Source organism: Micromonospora sp. CNZ296 (genome assembly GCF_007827635.1).
Genome location: NZ_VISW01000009.1, coordinates 99,951 through 117,794, shown reverse-complemented (window position 1 = coordinate 117,794; position 17,844 = coordinate 99,951). Strand labels below are relative to the sequence as shown.

General features: G+C 70.2%; 17 protein-coding genes and 2 tRNA genes. All 19 read right to left on the bottom strand.

Translation table 11 applies throughout. The features are described from left to right. Positions 1–31 precede the first annotated feature (31 nt). On the bottom strand, positions 32–502 hold the full coding sequence (gene rpsG, locus FB455_RS16595; RefSeq protein WP_013288637.1) for a 30S ribosomal protein S7: 471 nt from the start codon (positions 500–502) through the stop codon (positions 32–34). A 1-nt stretch (position 503) separates the two neighbouring features. Continuing rightward, on the bottom strand, positions 504–878 hold the full coding sequence (gene rpsL, locus FB455_RS16590) for a 30S ribosomal protein S12 (protein WP_007465318.1): 375 nt from the start codon (positions 876–878) through the stop codon (positions 504–506). A 500-nt stretch (positions 879–1,378) separates the two neighbouring features. Next, positions 1,379–1,750: a hypothetical protein gene (locus FB455_RS34310; protein WP_174361820.1), complete on the bottom strand. Its 372-nt coding sequence runs from the start codon at positions 1,748–1,750 to the stop codon at positions 1,379–1,381. A 350-nt stretch (positions 1,751–2,100) separates the two neighbouring features. After that, positions 2,101–2,469, bottom strand: a complete 369-nt coding sequence (locus FB455_RS16580; RefSeq protein WP_041784065.1) for a hypothetical protein — start codon at positions 2,467–2,469, stop codon at positions 2,101–2,103. A 114-nt stretch (positions 2,470–2,583) separates the two neighbouring features. Then, positions 2,584–6,471: a DNA-directed RNA polymerase subunit beta' gene (locus FB455_RS16575; protein WP_013288640.1), complete on the bottom strand. Its 3,888-nt coding sequence runs from the start codon at positions 6,469–6,471 to the stop codon at positions 2,584–2,586. An 80-nt stretch (positions 6,472–6,551) separates the two neighbouring features. After that, on the bottom strand, positions 6,552–9,983 hold the full coding sequence (rpoB, locus tag FB455_RS16570) for a DNA-directed RNA polymerase subunit beta (protein ID WP_013288641.1): 3,432 nt from the start codon (positions 9,981–9,983) through the stop codon (positions 6,552–6,554). A 574-nt stretch (positions 9,984–10,557) separates the two neighbouring features. Beyond that, positions 10,558–10,944 (bottom strand): 50S ribosomal protein L7/L12, encoded by a 387-nt coding sequence (rplL, locus tag FB455_RS16565; protein WP_013288642.1) that lies wholly within the window; start codon positions 10,942–10,944, stop codon positions 10,558–10,560. Between the two features lie 54 nt (positions 10,945–10,998). Next, complete coding sequence (gene rplJ, locus FB455_RS16560) at positions 10,999–11,547, bottom strand: 50S ribosomal protein L10 (RefSeq protein WP_013288643.1); 549 nt, start codon at positions 11,545–11,547, stop codon at positions 10,999–11,001. Between the two features lie 316 nt (positions 11,548–11,863). Next, positions 11,864–12,553 (bottom strand): hypothetical protein, encoded by a 690-nt coding sequence (locus FB455_RS16555; protein ID WP_013288644.1) that lies wholly within the window; start codon positions 12,551–12,553, stop codon positions 11,864–11,866. Further along, positions 12,550–13,437 (bottom strand): ATP-binding cassette domain-containing protein, encoded by an 888-nt coding sequence (locus FB455_RS16550; protein WP_145753984.1) that lies wholly within the window; start codon positions 13,435–13,437, stop codon positions 12,550–12,552. The genes FB455_RS16555 and FB455_RS16550 overlap by 4 nt, the downstream gene beginning before the upstream one ends. Before the next feature lie 82 nt (positions 13,438–13,519). Next, complete coding sequence (gene rplA / locus FB455_RS16545; protein WP_013288646.1) at positions 13,520–14,236, bottom strand: 50S ribosomal protein L1; 717 nt, start codon at positions 14,234–14,236, stop codon at positions 13,520–13,522. Between the two features lie 88 nt (positions 14,237–14,324). Continuing rightward, on the bottom strand, positions 14,325–14,756 hold the full coding sequence (gene rplK, locus FB455_RS16540; protein WP_013288647.1) for a 50S ribosomal protein L11: 432 nt from the start codon (positions 14,754–14,756) through the stop codon (positions 14,325–14,327). Between the two features lie 186 nt (positions 14,757–14,942). Next, positions 14,943–15,665, bottom strand: coding sequence for a transcription termination/antitermination protein NusG (nusG, locus tag FB455_RS16535; RefSeq protein ID WP_013288648.1), 723 nt, complete (start codon positions 15,663–15,665; stop codon positions 14,943–14,945). A gap of 35 nt (positions 15,666–15,700) precedes the next feature. Continuing rightward, the gene (gene secE, locus FB455_RS16530; protein WP_013288649.1) at positions 15,701–16,093 is read right to left on the bottom strand and encodes a preprotein translocase subunit SecE; all 393 of its coding nucleotides are present in this window, start codon (positions 16,091–16,093) and stop codon (positions 15,701–15,703) included. A gap of 213 nt (positions 16,094–16,306) precedes the next feature. Next, a tRNA-Trp gene (locus tag FB455_RS16525) sits at positions 16,307–16,379 on the bottom strand. 127 nt (positions 16,380–16,506) lie between these two features. Beyond that, entirely contained in the window at positions 16,507–16,899 is a 393-nt protein-coding gene (locus tag FB455_RS16520; RefSeq protein WP_030269317.1) for a MaoC family dehydratase, read from the bottom strand. Between the two features lie 4 nt (positions 16,900–16,903). Beyond that, entirely contained in the window at positions 16,904–17,350 is a 447-nt protein-coding gene (locus FB455_RS16515; protein ID WP_013288651.1) for a MaoC family dehydratase N-terminal domain-containing protein, read from the bottom strand. Between the two features lie 120 nt (positions 17,351–17,470). After that, positions 17,471–17,638: a 50S ribosomal protein L33 gene (gene rpmG / locus FB455_RS16510; protein WP_013288652.1), complete on the bottom strand. Its 168-nt coding sequence runs from the start codon at positions 17,636–17,638 to the stop codon at positions 17,471–17,473. Positions 17,639–17,770: 132 nt separating this feature from the next. Then, positions 17,771–17,843: transfer RNA gene (locus tag FB455_RS16505), tRNA-Met, on the bottom strand. Position 17,844: the final 1 nt, after the last annotated feature.

Sequence of the window (17,844 nt, the reverse complement as noted above, 5' to 3'; positions counted from 1 at the left end):
CCGGCGCCGGTGGGCGCCGGAACCTCAGGTGTTACCAGCGGTAGTGCGCGAAGGCCTTGTTCGACTCGGCCATCTTGTGCGTGTCCTCACGCCGCTTGACGGCGGCGCCGAGGCCGTTGCTCGCGTCCAGCAGCTCGTTCATCAGCCGCTCGACCATGGTCTTCTCGCGCCGCGCCCGGGAGTAGGTCACCAGCCAGCGCAGACCGAGCGTGGTCGCGCGGGACGGCCGGACCTCGACCGGAACCTGGTAGGTGGCGCCACCGACACGGCGGCTGCGCACCTCGAGGGTCGGCTTGACGTTGTCCATCGCGCGCTTGAGCGTGACGACGGGGTCGGTGCCGGACTTCTCGCGGCAGCCCTCCAGGGCGGCGTACACGATGCGCTCGGCGAGCTGACGCTTGCCGCGCAGCAGGATCTTGTTCACCAGCTGGGTGACCAGGGGCGAGTTGTACACCGGGTCAGCGACCAGCGGCTTCCGCGGAGCGGGTCCCTTACGCGGCATGTCAGCTCTTCTCCTTCTTCGCGCCGTAGCGGCTGCGAGCCTGCTTGCGGTTGCGGACACCCTGGGTGTCCAGCGAACCGCGCACGATCTTGTACCGCACGCCCGGGAGGTCCTTCACACGACCGCCGCGCACGAGCACGATCGAGTGCTCCTGGAGGTTGTGGCCGACGCCCGGGATGTAGGCGGTCACCTCGATCTGGCTGCTGAGCTTGACACGAGCGACCTTGCGCAGCGCCGAGTTCGGCTTCTTCGGGGTGGTGGTGTACACACGGGTGCACACGCCGCGCCGCTGGGGAGACCCCTTGAGCGCCGGGGTCTTGGTCTTGGTCGTCTTGGCCTGACGGCCCTTTCGGACCAACTGCTGAATGGTGGGCACCGGGTTTCTCCGCTCCCTTCGGCCGCTGCGAGGCGACCGCGCCGTCTGCTCCAGCCGTCCGGATGGGCGGCTCTCCTACATTTCAACCAGGGCCGCCTGACGGCTCCCCAGCACCCGCGGTCGGGCGTGTCGCCCGAGTCACGGTTCCGGTGCCGGCCGCTCACGCGTCGTACCGGATCTTCTGGTCTTGGTGGTGCGACCGCGCGATCACCGGCTGACCGGTTCCAGCGCACGCACGCATTGCCCGGGCGGGCCCGGGCACAAGGGGAAAGAGTACCTACCACAGCCGCGCCGGTCAAAACGGATGGGTCGGGAAGGACCGCTGTGCGGTCCGCCGCCCGGTCTCCGGGTCGCCGATGCGCCGGTGATGGGCACCTACAGTGACAAGTGTACCGGCTCGTCCGCCGCGCGACCCGGCGGCCCCGACACCGCCCGGCCTTCGGACACCCGGACATACCGCTCAACCCAGGTCACCGGCCGCAGGCGTCGCAGACGCGGCGTCACGTGATCTGCACCACCAGAGCCAGCGCGAGCCCGACCAGGCCGAACAGCACCCCCGCCGCCCCGCAGGAGATCCCCGCCACGGCCAGGCCGGCGCCGGTGAAACGGACCGACGGCGGCGGCGCCGGCCGCCGGATCTGCCGCCGGGCGAGCAGCCCGGCCACCACCGCGCCGACGCCGATCAGCCCGCCGAGCACTGTGAACGCGCCGGCCGCCCAGGCGCCGCCGACGTCGCGGCCGGCCAGACCGAAGCACAACACCAGCAGCGACACCCCGATCGCGGCGATGCCTGCGACGAGCGACCCGATCGCCAGGCCGGAGGTGACGGGCGGCACGTCGAGGTGGACCACGCCGAACGGCGTACCCGGCACCGCGTCGACCCGCTTCGGCGGCCGCGGCGTCTCGGCCGGCGGCGGCGGAAGCGCCGGCCCGCCGTGCGGACCCCAGCCGCCGTGGCCGGGCACGCTCGCCGGCGCCGGCCACCCGCCGCCGTGCGCCGGCGGACTCCCCGGGTACGCCCCGTACGGCCCCGGCTGGTGCGCCGGCGCGGACGCGGAACCCGGCGGGTACGGCCCGGGGCGCGGCTGGTCGCCTCCCGGCGGAGCCGGTTCCGTCACGGGGTCCTCCTGTCCACACGCGCCCGCCGCGCGGCGGACACCGGCCAGGCTACCGCCGCCGATCATTGCGGGGTGGGCGGGCGCGGGCCCGCTCCCCCACCGGGTCAGTCGAAGTTCGGCGCGAAGTCGTGGCCGAACGAGGCGTCCGCGGCCCGGACCACGCCGATCACCACCGCCGCGACCACCGCGGCGGCGGTCAGCACCAGACCGGTCCGCGCCATCTGCTCGCCGCGCCGCAGCCAGTCCGCGCCGGTGAGATAGCCACCCGAGGCGTACGCCTCCCGGCGCGCCTGCCGGGCGAGCACGAGCGCGATCGTGGCCGGCACCGCGCCGCCGAGGAACAGACCGGTGAGCACGCCGATCAGCCCGAGCGCGAAGACGGCGCGGGCCTTGGTGGAGCGGACCGGCTCCGGGTCGTACGGATGGCGGTACGCCTGCGGCACGACGGGCGCCTGCCCGGGCACGGTCGTCATGCCTCCATCATGCCCCGACCCGGCCGTCCGTCCCGGCGGAAGGCAGCCGGTCCCGGCACTCCGGACGCGACGAGGCCCCCGGCGGACGCCGGGGGCCTCGTCGTTTCCTACTGCTTAGCGGTACGACCCGAAGTCGAAGTCGTCCAGCGGAACCGCCTGGCCGCTGGCCGGCCCGAAGCCGTAGTCGGTCTCCGGGTAGCCGGTCATCGAGTAGACCTTGGCCTTCGCCTCCTCGGTCGGCTCGACCCGGACGTTGCGGTACTTGCTGATGCCCGTACCGGCCGGGATGAGCTTACCGATGATCACGTTCTCCTTGAGGCCGATCAGCGAGTCGCTGCGGGCGTGGATCGCCGCGTCCGTCAGCACCCGGGTGGTCTCCTGGAAGGAGGCCGCCGACAGCCAGGAGTCAGTGGCCAGCGAGGCCTTGGTGATACCCATCAGCACCGGGCGACCGGCGGCGGGCTCGCCACCCTCGCCGACGAGCCGGCGGTTCTCCGACTCGAACAGCGCCCGGTCGACCAGCACGCCCGGCAGGAACTCGGTCGAGCCGGAGTCGATCACAGTCACCCGCTTGAGCATCTGGCGGATGATGATCTCGATGTGCTTGTCGTGGATGAGCACACCCTGCGAGCGGTAGACCTCCTGGACCTCCTGGGTCAGGTGGACCTGGACCGCGCGCGGGCCGAGGATGCGCAGCAGCTCGTGCGGGTCGATGGTGCCCTCGGTGAGCTTCTCGCCGACCTCGACGTGGTCGCCGTCGTGCGCCCGGAGCCGGACCCGCTTCGAGATCTTGTCGTACACGATCTCGTCGCTGCCGTCGTCCGGGATGACCACGATCTTGCGGGACCGCTCGCCGTCCTCGATCCGGATGCGACCCGGGGTGTCGGCGATGGGCGCCTTACCCTTCGGCACCCGGGCCTCGAAGATCTCCTGGACACGGGGCAGACCCTGGGTGATGTCCTCACCCGCGACACCACCGGTGTGGAAGGTACGCATCGTCAGCTGCGTACCCGGCTCACCGATCGACTGGGCGGCGATGATGCCGACCGCCTCACCGACGTCCACGGTCTTGCCGGTCGGCAGCGAGCGGCCGTAGCACGCACCGCAGACGCCCAGCTTCGACTCGCAGGTGAGCACGCTGCGCACCCGCACCGTCTCGGTCCCGGCGGCGACGATCGCGTCCACCAGGATCGAGTTGATGTCCTGGCCGCGGTGGGCCACCACGGTGCCGTCCGGCCCCTTGATGTCGTCGGCGAGCGTCCGGGCGTGCACGCTGGTCTCGGCGTGCTCGTGCACGACCAGCTTGCCGTCGATACGCTCACCGACCTGCATCGGGATGGCGCGGTCGGTGCCGCAGTCCTCCTCGCGGATGATGACGTCCTGCGAGACGTCCACCAGACGCCGGGTCAGGTAACCCGAGTCGGCGGTACGCAGGGCGGTGTCCGCGAGACCCTTGCGGGCACCGTGCGTGGAGATGAAGTACTCCAGCACGGACAGACCCTCCCGGTAGCTGGCCTTGATCGGCCGCGGGATGATCTCGCCCTTCGGGTTGGCCACCAGACCACGGATCGCCGCGATCTGCCGGAGCTGGAGCAGGTTACCGCGGGCACCCGAGTTGATCATCTTCCACAGCGGGTTCTCCTGCGGCAGCGCGGTGTCCATCTCCTTGGCGACCTCGTTGGTCGCCTTGGTCCAGATCTCGATGAGCTCGCCGCGGCGCTCCTCGGCGGTCATCAGACCACGCTGGTACTGCTTGTCGATCCGGTCGGCTTCCTTCTCGTACCGCTCCAGGATCTCCCGCTTGCGCGGCGGAGCGATGACGTCCTCCATGCCGATGGTGACGCCGGACCAGGTGGCCCAGTGGAAACCGGCCTCCTTGAGCCCGTCCAGGGTGGCCGCCAGGGCCACCTTCGGGAAGCGCTCGGCGAGGTCGTTGACGATCGCGGAGAGCTGGCCCTTGCGGATCTCGTAGTTCACGAAGCGGTAGCCCGGGGGCAGCGTCTCGTTGAACAGGACCCGGCCCAGCGTGGTCTCCACGGTCACCGGCTCGCCCTCGGTCCAGCCCTCGGGGGCGGTCCACGGCTCGGCGCCGGCGCCGTTGTCCACACCGACCACGTCGCGCAGCCGGATCCGGACCGGCGTCTGCAGGTGCAGCTCGCCGTTGTCGTACGCCATCCGCGCCTCGGCGTCCGAGCTGAACGCCCGGCCCTCGCCCTTGCCACCCGGGGTGAGGTGGGTGAGGTGGTACAGACCGATGACCATGTCCTGGGTCGGCATGGTGACGGGCTTGCCGTCGGCCGGCTTGAGGATGTTGTTCGACGACAGCATCAGGATCCGCGCCTCGGCCTGGGCCTCGGCGGACAGCGGCACGTGGACCGCCATCTGGTCACCGTCGAAGTCGGCGTTGAACGCGGTGCAGACCAGCGGGTGGATCTGGATGGCCTTGCCCTCGACCAGCTGCGGCTCGAAGGCCTGGATGCCCAGACGGTGCAGGGTCGGCGCGCGGTTCAGCAGAACCGGGTGCTCGCCGATGACCTCTTCCAGCACGTCCCACACGACCGGCCGCTGCCGCTCGACCATCCGCTTGGCGGACTTGATGTTCTGCGCGTGGTTGAGGTCGACCAGCCGCTTCATCACGAACGGCTTGAACAGCTCCAGCGCCATCTGCTTGGGCAGGCCGCACTGGTGCAGCTTGAGCTTCGGGCCGACCACGATGACCGAACGGCCGGAGTAGTCGACGCGCTTGCCCAGCAGGTTCTGGCGGAACCGGCCCTGCTTGCCCTTGAGCATGTCGGACAGCGACTTCAGCGGCCGGTTACCCGGGCCGGTGACCGGACGGCCACGGCGGCCGTTGTCGAACAGCGCGTCGACGGCCTCCTGGAGCATCCGCTTCTCGTTGTTGACGATGATCTCGGGCGCGCCGAGGTCGATCAGCCGCTTGAGGCGGTTGTTCCGGTTGATCACACGCCGGTACAGGTCGTTCAGGTCGGAGGTCGCGAAGCGGCCACCGTCGAGCTGCACCATCGGGCGCAGGTCCGGCGGGATGACCGGGACGCAGTCCAGCACCATGCCGAGCGGCGAGTTGCGGGTGTTCTGGAAGGCCGCGACGACCTTGAGCCGCTTGAGCGCACGGATCTTCCGCTGGCCCTTGCCGGAGCGGATGGTCTCGCGCAGGTTCTCCGCCTCGGCCTCCAGGTCCATGTTCTGGACCAGGGCCTTGATCGCCTCGGCGCCCATGCTGCCGGTGAAGTACTCACCGAAGCGGTCGCGCAGCTCGCGGTAGAGCAGCTCGTCGGTGACCAGCTGCTTCGGCTCCAGCTTGCGGAAGGTGTCGAGGACCTCGTCGAGGCGGTCGATCTCGCGCTGGGCCCGGTCGCGGATCTGGCGCATCTCGCGCTCTCCGCCCTCCTTGACCTTGCGCCGGACGTCCGCCTTCGCGCCCTCGGCCTCCAGCTCGGCCAGGTCGGCCTCCAGCTTGGCGGCCCGCTTCTCGATCTCCGAGTCGCGGCTGTTCTCGGCCTGCCGCTTCTCGGCCAGGATCTCGTTCTCGATGGTCGAGAGGTCGCGGTGACGCGCTTCGGCGTCCACGCTCGTCACGACGTACGAGGCGAAGTAGATGATCTTCTCGAGGTCCTTCGGGGCGAGGTCCAGCAGGTAGCCCAGCCGGCTCGGCACGCCCTTGAAGTACCAGATGTGGGTCACCGGAGCGGCCAGCTCGATGTGACCCATCCGCTCCCGGCGAACCTTGGAGCGGGTCACCTCGACGCCGCAGCGCTCGCAGATGATGCCCTTGAAGCGGACCCGCTTGTACTTACCGCAGTAGCACTCCCAGTCCCGCTGCGGACCGAAGATCTTCTCGCAGAAGAGCCCGTCCTTCTCCGGCTTGAGGGTGCGGTAGTTGATGGTCTCGGGCTTCTTGACCTCGCCGTGGGACCACTGACGGATGTCGTCAGCGGTGGCGAGGCCGATGCGCAGCTCGTCGAAGAAGTTGACGTCGAGCACTATGTCCCCTATGTCGTCGTCTGTACTGCTAGCTAACGAGTGGGATCCGGGGCAGGGTGACCCTGCCCCGGATCACCACCTCAGACCTCTTCGACCGAGCTCGGCTCGCGCCGGGACAGGTCGATGCCCAGCTCCTCCGCCGCCCGGAACACCTCGTCGTCGGTCTCGCGCATCTCCAGGGCCACACCGTCGCTGGAGAGCACCTCGACGTTGAGGCACAGCGACTGCAGCTCCTTGAGCAGCACCTTGAACGACTCCGGGATGCCCGGCTCGGGGATGTTCTCGCCCTTGACGATCGCCTCGTAGACCTTGACCCGGCCCAGGACGTCGTCGGACTTGATGGTCAGCAGCTCCTGCAGGGCGTAGGCGGCGCCGTACGCCTGCATGGCCCAGCACTCCATCTCACCGAAGCGCTGGCCACCGAACTGCGCCTTACCACCCAGCGGCTGCTGCGTGATCATCGAGTACGGGCCGGTCGACCGGGCGTGGATCTTGTCGTCGACCAGGTGGTTGAGCTTCAGGATGTAGACGTAGCCGACCGCGATCGGGTCCGGCAGCGGCTCGCCGGAACGACCGTCGAACAGCTGCGCCTTGCCGCTGCCCCCGATGAGCTGGTTGCCGTCCCGGTTGGGCAGGGTCGACGCCAGCAGGCCGGAGATCTCCTCCTCGCGGGCACCGTCGAAGACCGGCGTGGCCACGTTGGTGTCCGGCTCGGACTCGTGCGCGTTGATCGAGCGGAGCTGGCGCTTCCACTCGGCGTCGTCGCCGTCCACGCTCCAGCCGGTCTTGGCAACCCACCCGAGGTGGGTCTCCAGGACCTGGCCGATGTTCATCCGGGACGGCACACCGAGCGGGTTCAGCACGATGTCGACCGGGGTGCCGTCCTCCAGGAACGGCATGTCCTCGATCGGCAGGATCTTGGAGATGACGCCCTTGTTGCCGTGGCGGCCCGCGAGCTTGTCACCGTCCTGGATCTTGCGCTTCTGGGCCACGTAGACCCGGACCAGCTCGTTCACGCCCGGGGGCAGCTCGTCGCCGTCCTCGCGGGAGAAGGTACGCACACCGATGACCGTGCCGGTCTCGCCGTGCGGCACCTTCAGCGAGGTGTCCCGGACCTCGCGCGCCTTCTCGCCGAAGATCGCGCGGAGCAGCCGCTCCTCGGGGGTCAGCTCGGTCTCACCCTTCGGAGTGACCTTGCCGACCAGGATGTCGCCGGGGACGACCTCGGCGCCGATCCGGATGATGCCGCGCTCGTCGAGGTCGGCGAGCATCTCCTCGCTGACGTTCGGGATGTCGCGGGTGATCTCCTCCGGGCCGAGCTTGGTGTCCCGGGCGTCGACCTCGTGCTCCTCGATGTGGATCGAGGTGAGCACGTCCTGCTGCACGAGGCGCTGCGACAGGATGATCGCGTCCTCGTAGTTGTGGCCCTCCCAGCACATGAACGCCACCAGCAGGTTGCGTCCGAGCGCCATCTCGCCCTCGTCGGTGCACGGACCGTCGGCGATGACCTGACCGGCCTCGACGCGGTCGCCCTCGAAGACGACCGGCTTCTGGTTGACGCAGGAGCCGGCGTTGGAGCGGCGGAACTTGTGCAGCAGGTACGTACGGCGGTGGCCGTCGTCCTGGTGGACGGTGATGTAGTCCGCGCACAGGTCCTCGACCACACCGCCGACCTCGGCGACGACGACGTCACCGGCGTCGACCGCGGCGCGGTACTCCATGCCCGTACCGACCAGCGGAGCCTCGGCCTTGACCAGCGGCACCGCCTGACGCTGCATGTTCGCACCCATGAGCGCGCGGTTGGCGTCGTCGTGCTCCAGGAACGGGATCATCGCGGTGGCGACCGAGGTCATCTGCCGCGGCGACACGTCCATGTAGTCCACGGCGCCCGGCGCGACGTCCTCGGTCTCGCCGCCCTTACGGCGGACCAGGACGCGGTCCTCGGCGAAGGTGCCGTCCGACTTCAGCGGGGCGTTTGCCTGCGCCTTGACGAACCGGTCCTCCTCGTCCGCGGTCAGGTAGTCGATCTGGTCGGTGACCCGGCCGTCGATGACCTTCCGGTACGGCGTCTCGATGAAGCCGAACGGGTTGACCCGGGCGAACGTGGACAGGGCGCCGATCAGGCCGATGTTCGGGCCTTCCGGCGTCTCGATCGGGCACATCCGGCCGTAGTGGGACGGGTGCACGTCCCGGACCTCGAAGCCGGCCCGCTCGCGGGACAGACCACCCGGGCCGAGCGCGCTCAGCCGGCGCCGGTGGGTCAGGCCCGCCAGCGGGTTGGTCTGGTCCATGAACTGGGACAGCTGCGACGTACCGAAGAACTCCTTGATCGCCGCCACCACCGGGCGGATGTTGATCAGGGTCTGCGGCGTGATCGCCTCGACGTCCTGGGTGGTCATCCGCTCGCGGACGACCCGCTCCATCCGGGAGAGACCCACCCGGACCTGGTTCTGGATCAGCTCGCCCACGGTACGCAGGCGACGGTTGCCGAAGTGGTCGATGTCGTCGGCCTCGTAGCCCTCCTCACCGGCGTGCAGCCGGCAGAGGTATTCCACGGTGGCGACGATGTCGTCCTCGGTGAGCGTGCCGGTGGTGATCGGCACGTCCAGCTCGAGCTTCTTGTTGAACTTGTAGCGCCCGACCTTGGCGACGTCGTACCGCTTCGGGTTGAAGAAGAGGTTGTCGAGCAGGGTCTGGGCGTTCTCACGGGTCGGCGGCTCGCCAGGGCGGAGCTTCCGGTAGATGTCGAGCAGGGCCTCGTCCTGGCCGGCGATGTGGTCCTTCTCGAGCGTGGTCATCATGAGCTCGGACCAGCCGAACTTCTCACGGATGCGCTCGGCGGACCACCCGATGGCCTTGAGCAGGACGGTGACGGCCTGGCGGCGCTTGCGGTCGATGCGAACGCCGACCGTGTCGCGCTTGTCGATGTCGAACTCCAGCCAGGCACCCCGGCTCGGGATGACCTTGACGCTGGAGAGGTCGCGGTCGGAGGTCTTGTCCGGCTGCTTGTCGAAGTACACGCCCGGCGAGCGGACGAGCTGGCTGACCACGACGCGCTCGGTGCCGTTGATGATGAAGGTGCCCTTCGGCGTCATCATCGGGAAGTCACCCATGAACACCGTCTGGCTCTTGATCTCGCCAGTGGTGTTGTTGGTGAACTCCGCGGTCACGAACAGCGGCGCGCAGTAGGTCAGGTCCTTCTCCTTGCACTCCTCGATCGAGGCCTTGACCTCGTCGAAGCGCGGAGCCGAGAAGGAGAGCGACATGGTGCCGGAGAAGTCCTCAATGGGACTGATCTCGTCGAGGATCTCCGCGAGACCCGAGCGTGCGTGCGGGTCGTCCGCCGACCGGCCCTGCCAAGCCTCGTTGCCGACGAGCCAGTCGAAGGACTCGTTCTGGATGGCGAGGAGGTTGGGGACCTCGAGGTGTTCGGTGATCCGACCGAAAGAAACTCGGCGGGGCGCGAATGCGCTCGACGTACGACTGGTCTTCGCAGGGCGGGAAGCTGCCAAGATGCGTCCTTCCGAGGACCGGTGCTGCAGAACGGCTGGTACGCGTGCACTCCAATGACCCCACCAGAAATATCCACAATCGGACATTTCCGAGCAGGGGTCAAGTCGGAAGGCAGCGCAAACTAGCAGTGTAGCCGAGAGGCTAACCGCTGTCCAGCCCACCCCGCAGGTCGTCGCGGAACAAGCCCTGGGACCTCGGAAAACCGGGTCGACCGGGCCGCTCGGAACGCGACGCTCCTGCCGGTCCGCTCGGGAGCCGCGGCGGCGGTGCTGCCGTTGCCTTACCCGAGAGGCGGCCGTTGCAAGCGCGGAAGGTCTTGCTGATGTTCAGCGTGCCTGGCAGGCCCGTGCCGCGTCAAGGGCCGGTTACTGCTCGGGGTGTCTTTCCCACCGACGGGCTACCGACAGACGTCGCTGACCGGCCGATGAGAGGACGCTGTACGCCCTGCTCACGCCGTTCGCCGGCGGGCGGCACCAACACGGCGGGCGGTGACCCGGTCTCCCGGATCACCGCCCGCCGCGACGCGATGTGCCCCGGCTCACGTGAGCCGGACGCGCGTCAGGTGGAGCAAGGTCACTTGAGGGTGACCTTGGCGCCCTCGCCCTCGAGCTTGGCCTTGGCCTTCTCGGCGGTCTCCTTGTTGGCCTTCTCCAGGACGGCCTTCGGAGCGGCCTCGACCAGGTCCTTGGCCTCCTTGAGGCCCAGGCCGGTCAGCTCGCGCACGACCTTGATGACCTGGATCTTCTTGCCACCGTCGGCGTCGAGGATGACGTCGAACTCGTCCTTCTCCGGCTCGGCCTCGGCGGCCGGGGCACCCGGACCGGCCGGGCCGGCGACGGCGACCGGAGCGGCGGCGGTGACCTCGAAGGTCTCCTCGAACTGCTTCACGAACTCGGAGAGCTCGATCAGCGTCATCTCCTTGAACGCGTCGAGCAGCTCGTCGGTGCTGAGCTTCGCCATGTCTGGCGTCCTTTCTCGCAATGAAAACTAAGAACGTGGTGCGCCGGGAGGGCCTCAGGCCGCCTCGGCGCCCTCCTGCTCGCGCTTCTTGTCCGCCAGGGCGGCCGCCGCGCGGGCGGCCTTGGAGAGCGGAGCCTGGAACAGGGCCGCGGCCTTGCTCAGGTTGCCCTTCATGGCGCCGGCCAGCTTGGCCAGCAGCACCTCGCGGGACTCCAGGTCGGCGAGCTTCGTGACCTCGGCCGCGGAAATGGCCTTGCCCTCGAAGACACCGCCCTTGATGACGAGCTTCGGGTTGGCCTTCGCGAAGTCGCGAAGCCCCTTCGCCGCCTCGACGACGTCGCCCGAAACGAAAGTCAGCGCGGTAGGACCGGAGAACAGCTCGTCGAGCCCGGAGATGCCCGCATCGGCCGCGGCACGCTTGGCAAGCGTGTTCTTCGCGACCGTGTAGCTGGTCTCCTTGCCGAGCGAGCGCCGCAGCTGGGTGAGCTGCGAAACCGTGAGCCCGCGGTACTCGGTCAGCACGGTCGCTCCCGCGTTGCGGAAGCTCTCGGTCAGCTCGGCGACGGCCGTGGCCTTGTCGGCCCGGATCGGCTTGTCCGCCATGTCCCTCCTCTCTCGTTGCTCGGAGCTGGTACGCCGGCGGCGAGCCGAGGCTCGACGACGGCGGCGGAGGCATCACGACAACGAAAAAGCCCCGGCGCAGGGCGCACGGGGCGAGGGCCGGGGACACGGGCACAGTCGGCGGACCGTGCGTGAAACCGAGTTTCGCTTACCGCCCTGCGCGGGTCGCCCGTCGTCGCGGGACCTTCGACCGTGCCGGAGCACGGTGACCAGCGGTCTTTGGGTGGAACTACCGCACCAGGTTACGCGACGTGCGCCGCAGCACCAAATCGCCGGAGGTGCTCCCGGTCACCAGGGCTCAGGCCCGGGTGCGCCGCGCCCAGGCGTAGCCGGTCAGCGCCACCGCCGTCCAGGCCAGGGCCCAGCCGGTGAGCAGCAGACCGGCCCCGGCCGCGACCGGCCCGGTGACCGCCCGCGCGGTCGCCATGACCGGCGGGACCATCCAGGGCGCGACCGAGCCGGAGAGCCCGAGCACCACGACCCCGACCGCGCCCGTGACCAGCACGGCGACCCCGTAGCCGGCGCTGCGGGTCACGGCCCGGCTCGCCAGCGCGCCGAGCGCCACCGCAGCCGGCAGCGAGAGCAGGTGGGCCCAGAGCCCGAGCGCCACCCCGAGGAGCACCGGCCGCTCCCCCGGCCCGACGGTCGCGGTGACCCCGCCGAGCGGCCACGGCAGCGCCAGCGCGACGAGCACCACGGCGAGCCCGGCCACCAGCGCCGCGAGCAGCCCGGCCGCCCGCTCCCGGGCCGGGCCGGCCACCACCCGGGCCATCCGGCGCTGCACGTCGGGTTCCACGTCCAGCAGGATCTTGGTCTGCCAGGCCAGCACCGGGAACAGCACCACGGCGGAGACGCCGTAGGCCTCCGCCGGCCGGGCCCGGCCACCGCCGTAGAGGACGCCGAGGACGAGCAGGCCGGCCAGCACCGGCGCCAGCGCCCGTCCGGTACGCACGAAGCCGGCCAGCCGCAGCCGGACCAGCGCGATCACCGGGCCACCTCCGGCGCCGGCCCGGGCCGGGCGGAGTCCCCGGCCTCGGCACCGGCCTGGTCCGGGGAACCAGCGGCGGACGCGCCGCCCGACCCGCCGGTGCCCGACGGCCCGGCGGAGGCCGGCACCGGGTGCGTGGCCGGGGGCGGGACGGCGTGTTCGCGTACCCGAAGGATCTGGTGGCCGTCGGCGCGCAGGCGGGCGACGGCGGCGGCCAGCCCGGCGGCCGGGACCGCCAGCTCGACCACGGCGACGGCCGCGCCGCCCGACGACGCCTCCTCGGTCACCGTGCCGTCGGTGACCGACAGGTGCCGGGCTCCGGGGAGCCGGACCGTCTCGCCGCGGTGGTCGCTGACCAGCACCGTGCCGCCGTCGGCCAGCACCTCGCCGATGATCTCGGGGACCGACTCGCGGGCGGTGGCGTCCAGCCCCTCCCAGGGCTCGTCGAGCACCAGCAGGCCGGGCGGGCGCAGCAGTGCCTGCGCCAGGCCGACCTTCTGCGCGGTGCCCTTGGACAGCCGCGGCAGGCGCACGTCGTGGAAGCGGGTCAGGCCCAGTCGCTCCACCCAGTGGCGCACCGCCCGGTCGGCGGCGGGACCGGGCAGGCCGGCGACGCGGCCCATGGCGGACAGGTAGGCCCCGACTGTGAACGGCTGGTCGGCGGGGAAGCGCTCCGGCACCCAGCCGACGACCGGCGGCCGGTCGGCGACCCGGCCCCGGCTCGGGCGCAGCACCCCGGCGGCGAGCTGGAGCAGAGTGGACTTGCCGGCGCCGTTGCGGCCGAGCACGACCGCTGCCTCACCCGGGCCGATCGCGACGTCGACCTGCCGCAGCACCCACGGGCCGTGCCTGTGGTAGCGGAGCCAGACGCCGTCGAGCCGCATGCGCCCGAGAGTGCCACACCGGACAGACGAACGGGGCCCCGCCACGACGTGGTGGCGGGGCCCCGTTCGGGAGTACGCGTGCTCAGCCCTCGGCCGAGCCCTCCTGGAAGTTCTTCACGACCTTCGGGTCGACCGGTACGCCCGGGCCCATCGTGGTGGTGAGGGTGACCTTCTTGAGGTACGTGCCCTTGGCCGCGGACGGCTTGGCCCGCAGCACCTCGTCCAGCACCGCGGCGTAGTTGTCCACCAGCTGGTTCTCCGAGAAGGAGGCCTTGCCGATGATCAGGTGCAGGTTGGAGTGCTTGTCCACCCGGAAGGTGATCTTACCGCCCTTGATGTCCGAGACGGCCTTGGTGACGTCCATGGTCACGGTGCCGGTCTTCGGGTTCGGCATCAGACCGCGCGGGCCCAGGATCCGCGCGATCCGGCCGATCTTGGCCATCTGGTCGGGCGTGGCGATCGCCGCGTCGAAGTCCAGCCAACCGCCCTGGATACGGGCGACCAGCTCGTCGGTGCCCACCTCGTCCGCACCCGCGGCGACGGCCTCCTCGGCCTTCGCGCCGGCGGCGAAGACGATCACGCGGGCGGTCTTACCGGTGCCGTGCGGCAGGTTGACCGTGCCGCGGACCATCTGGTCCGCCTTGCGGGGGTCGACGCCGAGGCGCATCGCGACCTCGACCGTGGCGTCGAACTTGACGTTGGTGGTCTCCTTGGCCAGCTTGACGGCCTCGACCGGGGTGTAGAGCTTCGACCGGTCGATGACATCGGCGGCCTTGCGGTAGCTCTTGCTGCGCTGCATTTCTGGTGACTCCTGTGGTCTCTGGCGGGCGCGCGGCGTACGCGGCCCTCCCACGAACAGAAAGATCGGGTGGAGCGGTGGAGCGAGATCAGTCGGCGACGGTCAGGCCCATCGACCGGGCGGTGCCGGCGATGATCTTCTCGGCCTGGTCGATGTCGTTGGCGTTGAGGTCCGCCATCTTCTTCTCGGCGATCTCGCGCAGCTGGGCGCGGGTGACCGAGCCGACCTTCTCCTTGTGCGGGACGCCCGAGCCCTTCTGCACGCCGGCGGCCTTGATCAGCAGCCGGGCGGCGGGCGGGGTCTTCAGCACGAAGGTGAACGTGCGGTCCTCGTAGACGCTGATCTCGGCGGGGACGATGTCGCCCCGCTGGGACTCGGTCTGCGCGTTGTAGGACTTGCAGAACTCCATGATGTTCACGCCGTGCTGGCCGAGCGCGGGGCCGACCGGCGGCGCCGGGGTGGCCTGGCCCGCCGGCAGCTGAAGCGTGAACGTCTTGACGAGCTTCTTCTTCGGAGGCATGTCTCTTCCTGGGGCTTGGAACTGGGATTCTCGCCGGTCCGCGGGCGCGCACGGTCAGCACGGTGCGGACAGCCGACGTTCTAGGGTAGCGCAGCCGTCGGCCACCCCCCGCGCCGAGGTCGGCGGATGGCGAAACGGCGCACCGGCGGCCACCGGGAAGGGGCGGGCCGCCGGTGCCGACGTACGTCAGATCTTGGCGACCTGGTTGAAGTTCAGCTCGACCGGCGTCTCCCGGCCGAAGATCGACACCAGCACCTTGAGCTTCTGCTGGTCGGCGTTGATCTCGCTGATCGTCGCCGGCAGCGACGCGAACGCGCCGTCAGTGACGGTGACCGAGTCGCCGACCTCGAAGTCGAGGACCTTGATCTCGGGCTTGGCCTTCTTCTGCTCGGTCTCGACCGCCGGGGCCAGCCACTTGAGCACCTCGTCGAGGCTCAGCGGCGCCGGCCGGTCGGCCCGGTCGGTCGCGCCGACGAAGCCGGTGACCCCCGGGGTGTTCCGGACGCAGGAGTAGGACTCGGCGGTCAGTTCCATCCGGACCAGGATGTAGCCCGGGAAGACCTTCGCCTGGACCTGCGACCGCTTGCCGTTCTTGACCTCGACCTCTTCCCGGGTCGGCACCTCGACCTGGTAGATGAAGTCCTCCATGTCGAGGGAGGTGATCCGGGTCTCGAGGTTGGTCTTGACCTTGTTCTCGTAGCCGGCGTACGAGTGCACCACGTACCAGTCGCCGGGCGCGTAACGCAGCTTCTGGCGCAGCTCGGCGACCGGGTCGAAGTCCTCGTCCGGGGCCGGCTCGGTGGTCGGGAACTCCGGCTCGCTGGCGGCCTCGACCGACTCGTTGTTGGCCGCCGTCGCCACCGTGGACTGCTCGTCCGGGGTTCCGGCGGTCTCGTCGTACTCAGGCACGCTCGCTCACTTCCGTCAGTATCGCTGTCCGCAGGTCAGCTGGACTCGCCGAAGACCCACAGCACCGCCTTGGCGAAGCCGTAGTCCAGGCCGGCCACGATCGCCAGCATCACCGCGACGAAGGTGACCACCACGGCCGTGTAGGTCAGCAGCTCCTTGCGGGTCGGCCAGATGACCTTACGCAGCTCTGCCACGACCTCGCGGAAGAACCGCGCGATGCGGGCGAACAGCCCGATCCGCTCGGTGTCCTTGCGGGTCTTCCGGCCCTCGGCCGGCTCGGCCTGCGCCCGCTTGCGGGTCGCGGTGCCACCCCGGGCGACCGGCTCGTCCGCGTCGGTGGCGTCGTCGTCGGCCACGTCGTCGACGGTCGCGTCGTCGTTCAGACGCTCGTCGCCGTCGTCCTCGCCGCGGCGCTTGCTCTCGGCCACTTCGCCCTCCGTGCGGGTATGGGGTCGCACGCCGGGCGGCGTGCGCGGCGTGTTGGTCACGCCGGCCGGACCAACCGTCCCGCGACGGGCCGCGGCCGGCGGACCGGCCGGGAGGGCCCGAACGCCTCGGAACCACCCCACCGATGCCACCACCACGGGCCGGACGCCGCCGGTGAGGGCGGCGCGACCCACGGAACGGTCAGGCCTGAGGCGCAGGGGTGACAGGACTTGAACCTGCAGCCTGCGGTTTTGGAGACCGCTGCTCTGCCAATTGAGCTACACCCCTGTGCGGCAACTCACCTCCACCCGGACACGCTGTGCCGAGCGGGGGTCACTTGCCCCACGGCGGACCAGTGTACGGGTAGTCGTGCGACTTTCCCAACCGGTCTGCCTCTCGCGCGTCGGGCGAACCCTCAGCGCGTCGTGCGGATCAGTGCCCGAGCCTGCGACAGCACCTTCTCGCCCTGGCAGGTGGCGGTGATGTCGAGCCTGGTCAGGCCCTCTTCGGTGACCTCCTTGACCACCGCTGACACCTCGATCTCGGTGCCCTCGTCGGTGTCCGGGACGACCACCGGGCGGGTGAAGCGGACGCCGAAGTCGACCACCGCGTCCGGCGCGCCGGCCCAGCCGGCCACCGCCCGGCCGACCAGCGCCATGGTGAACATGCCGTGGGCGATGACGCCCGGCAGCCCGACGCCGGTGGCGGTGCGGTCGCTCCAGTGGATCGGGTTGAAGTCGCCCGAGGCGCCCGCGTAGCGGACCAGGTCCGCGCGGGTCACCCGGTACGTCTGGGTGGGCAGCTCCATGTCCTCAGGCCTCCCCGCGTACGACGATCTTGGACCACACGGCGACCACCGGCTCACCGTCCACCGTGCTCACGTCCGTGCGGGTGGTCAGGAAGCCGTGCCCGCCCCGGGTGGTGACCTCCTCGATGGTGTTCACGCACACCAGCTCGTCCCCGGCCACCACCGGCCGGGTGTACGCGAACCGCTGGTCGCCGTGCACCACACGGCTGTAGTCGACGCCGAGCGCCGGGTCCTCGACGATCTGCCGGCTGGCCGACATGGTGACGACCACGGGGAACGTCGGCGGCGCCACCACGTCGGGGTGGCCGAGCGCCCGGGCCGCCTCCGGGTCGTGGTGGACCGGGTCGGTGGCGCCGACGGCGGTGGCGAACTCGCGGATCTTTTCTCGGCCCACCTGGTAGGGGGCGGTCGGCGGGTACGTCCGGCCGACGAAGGACGGGTCCAGGGACATGCCGCCGAACCTACACGGAAAACACGAACGCCGATCCGCCCGGTCGGGCGGCCCGGAGGCCACCCGTCAGGTGGATCGGCGTTCGAGAAGCTGTTGCGGTGCCGGCTGTGCCGGCCGCGGTCAGCGGGTCTCGCGGTGGACGGTGTGCTTGCCGTCCCGGGGGCAGAACTTCTTCAGCTCGATGCGGTCCGGGTCGTTACGGCGGTTCTTGCGCGTGATGTAGTTGCGCTCCTTGCACTCCACACACGCCAAAGTGATCTTCGGCCGGACATCGGTCGCCTTCGCCACGGCGGAGTGCCTTCCTCGCTCACGGATATCAACTACGGCGTGTCAGCGTACGCGCTGACGACGCGGACATGCAAAGTGGGCGCCTGTGGCGCCCATCCCACCGGCCACCGGGCTGGGCCCGGAGGACGAGAGTAGCGGTGGCCGGACTTGAACCGGCGACACAGCGATTATGAGCCGCTTGCTCTGCCATCTGAGCTACACCGCCG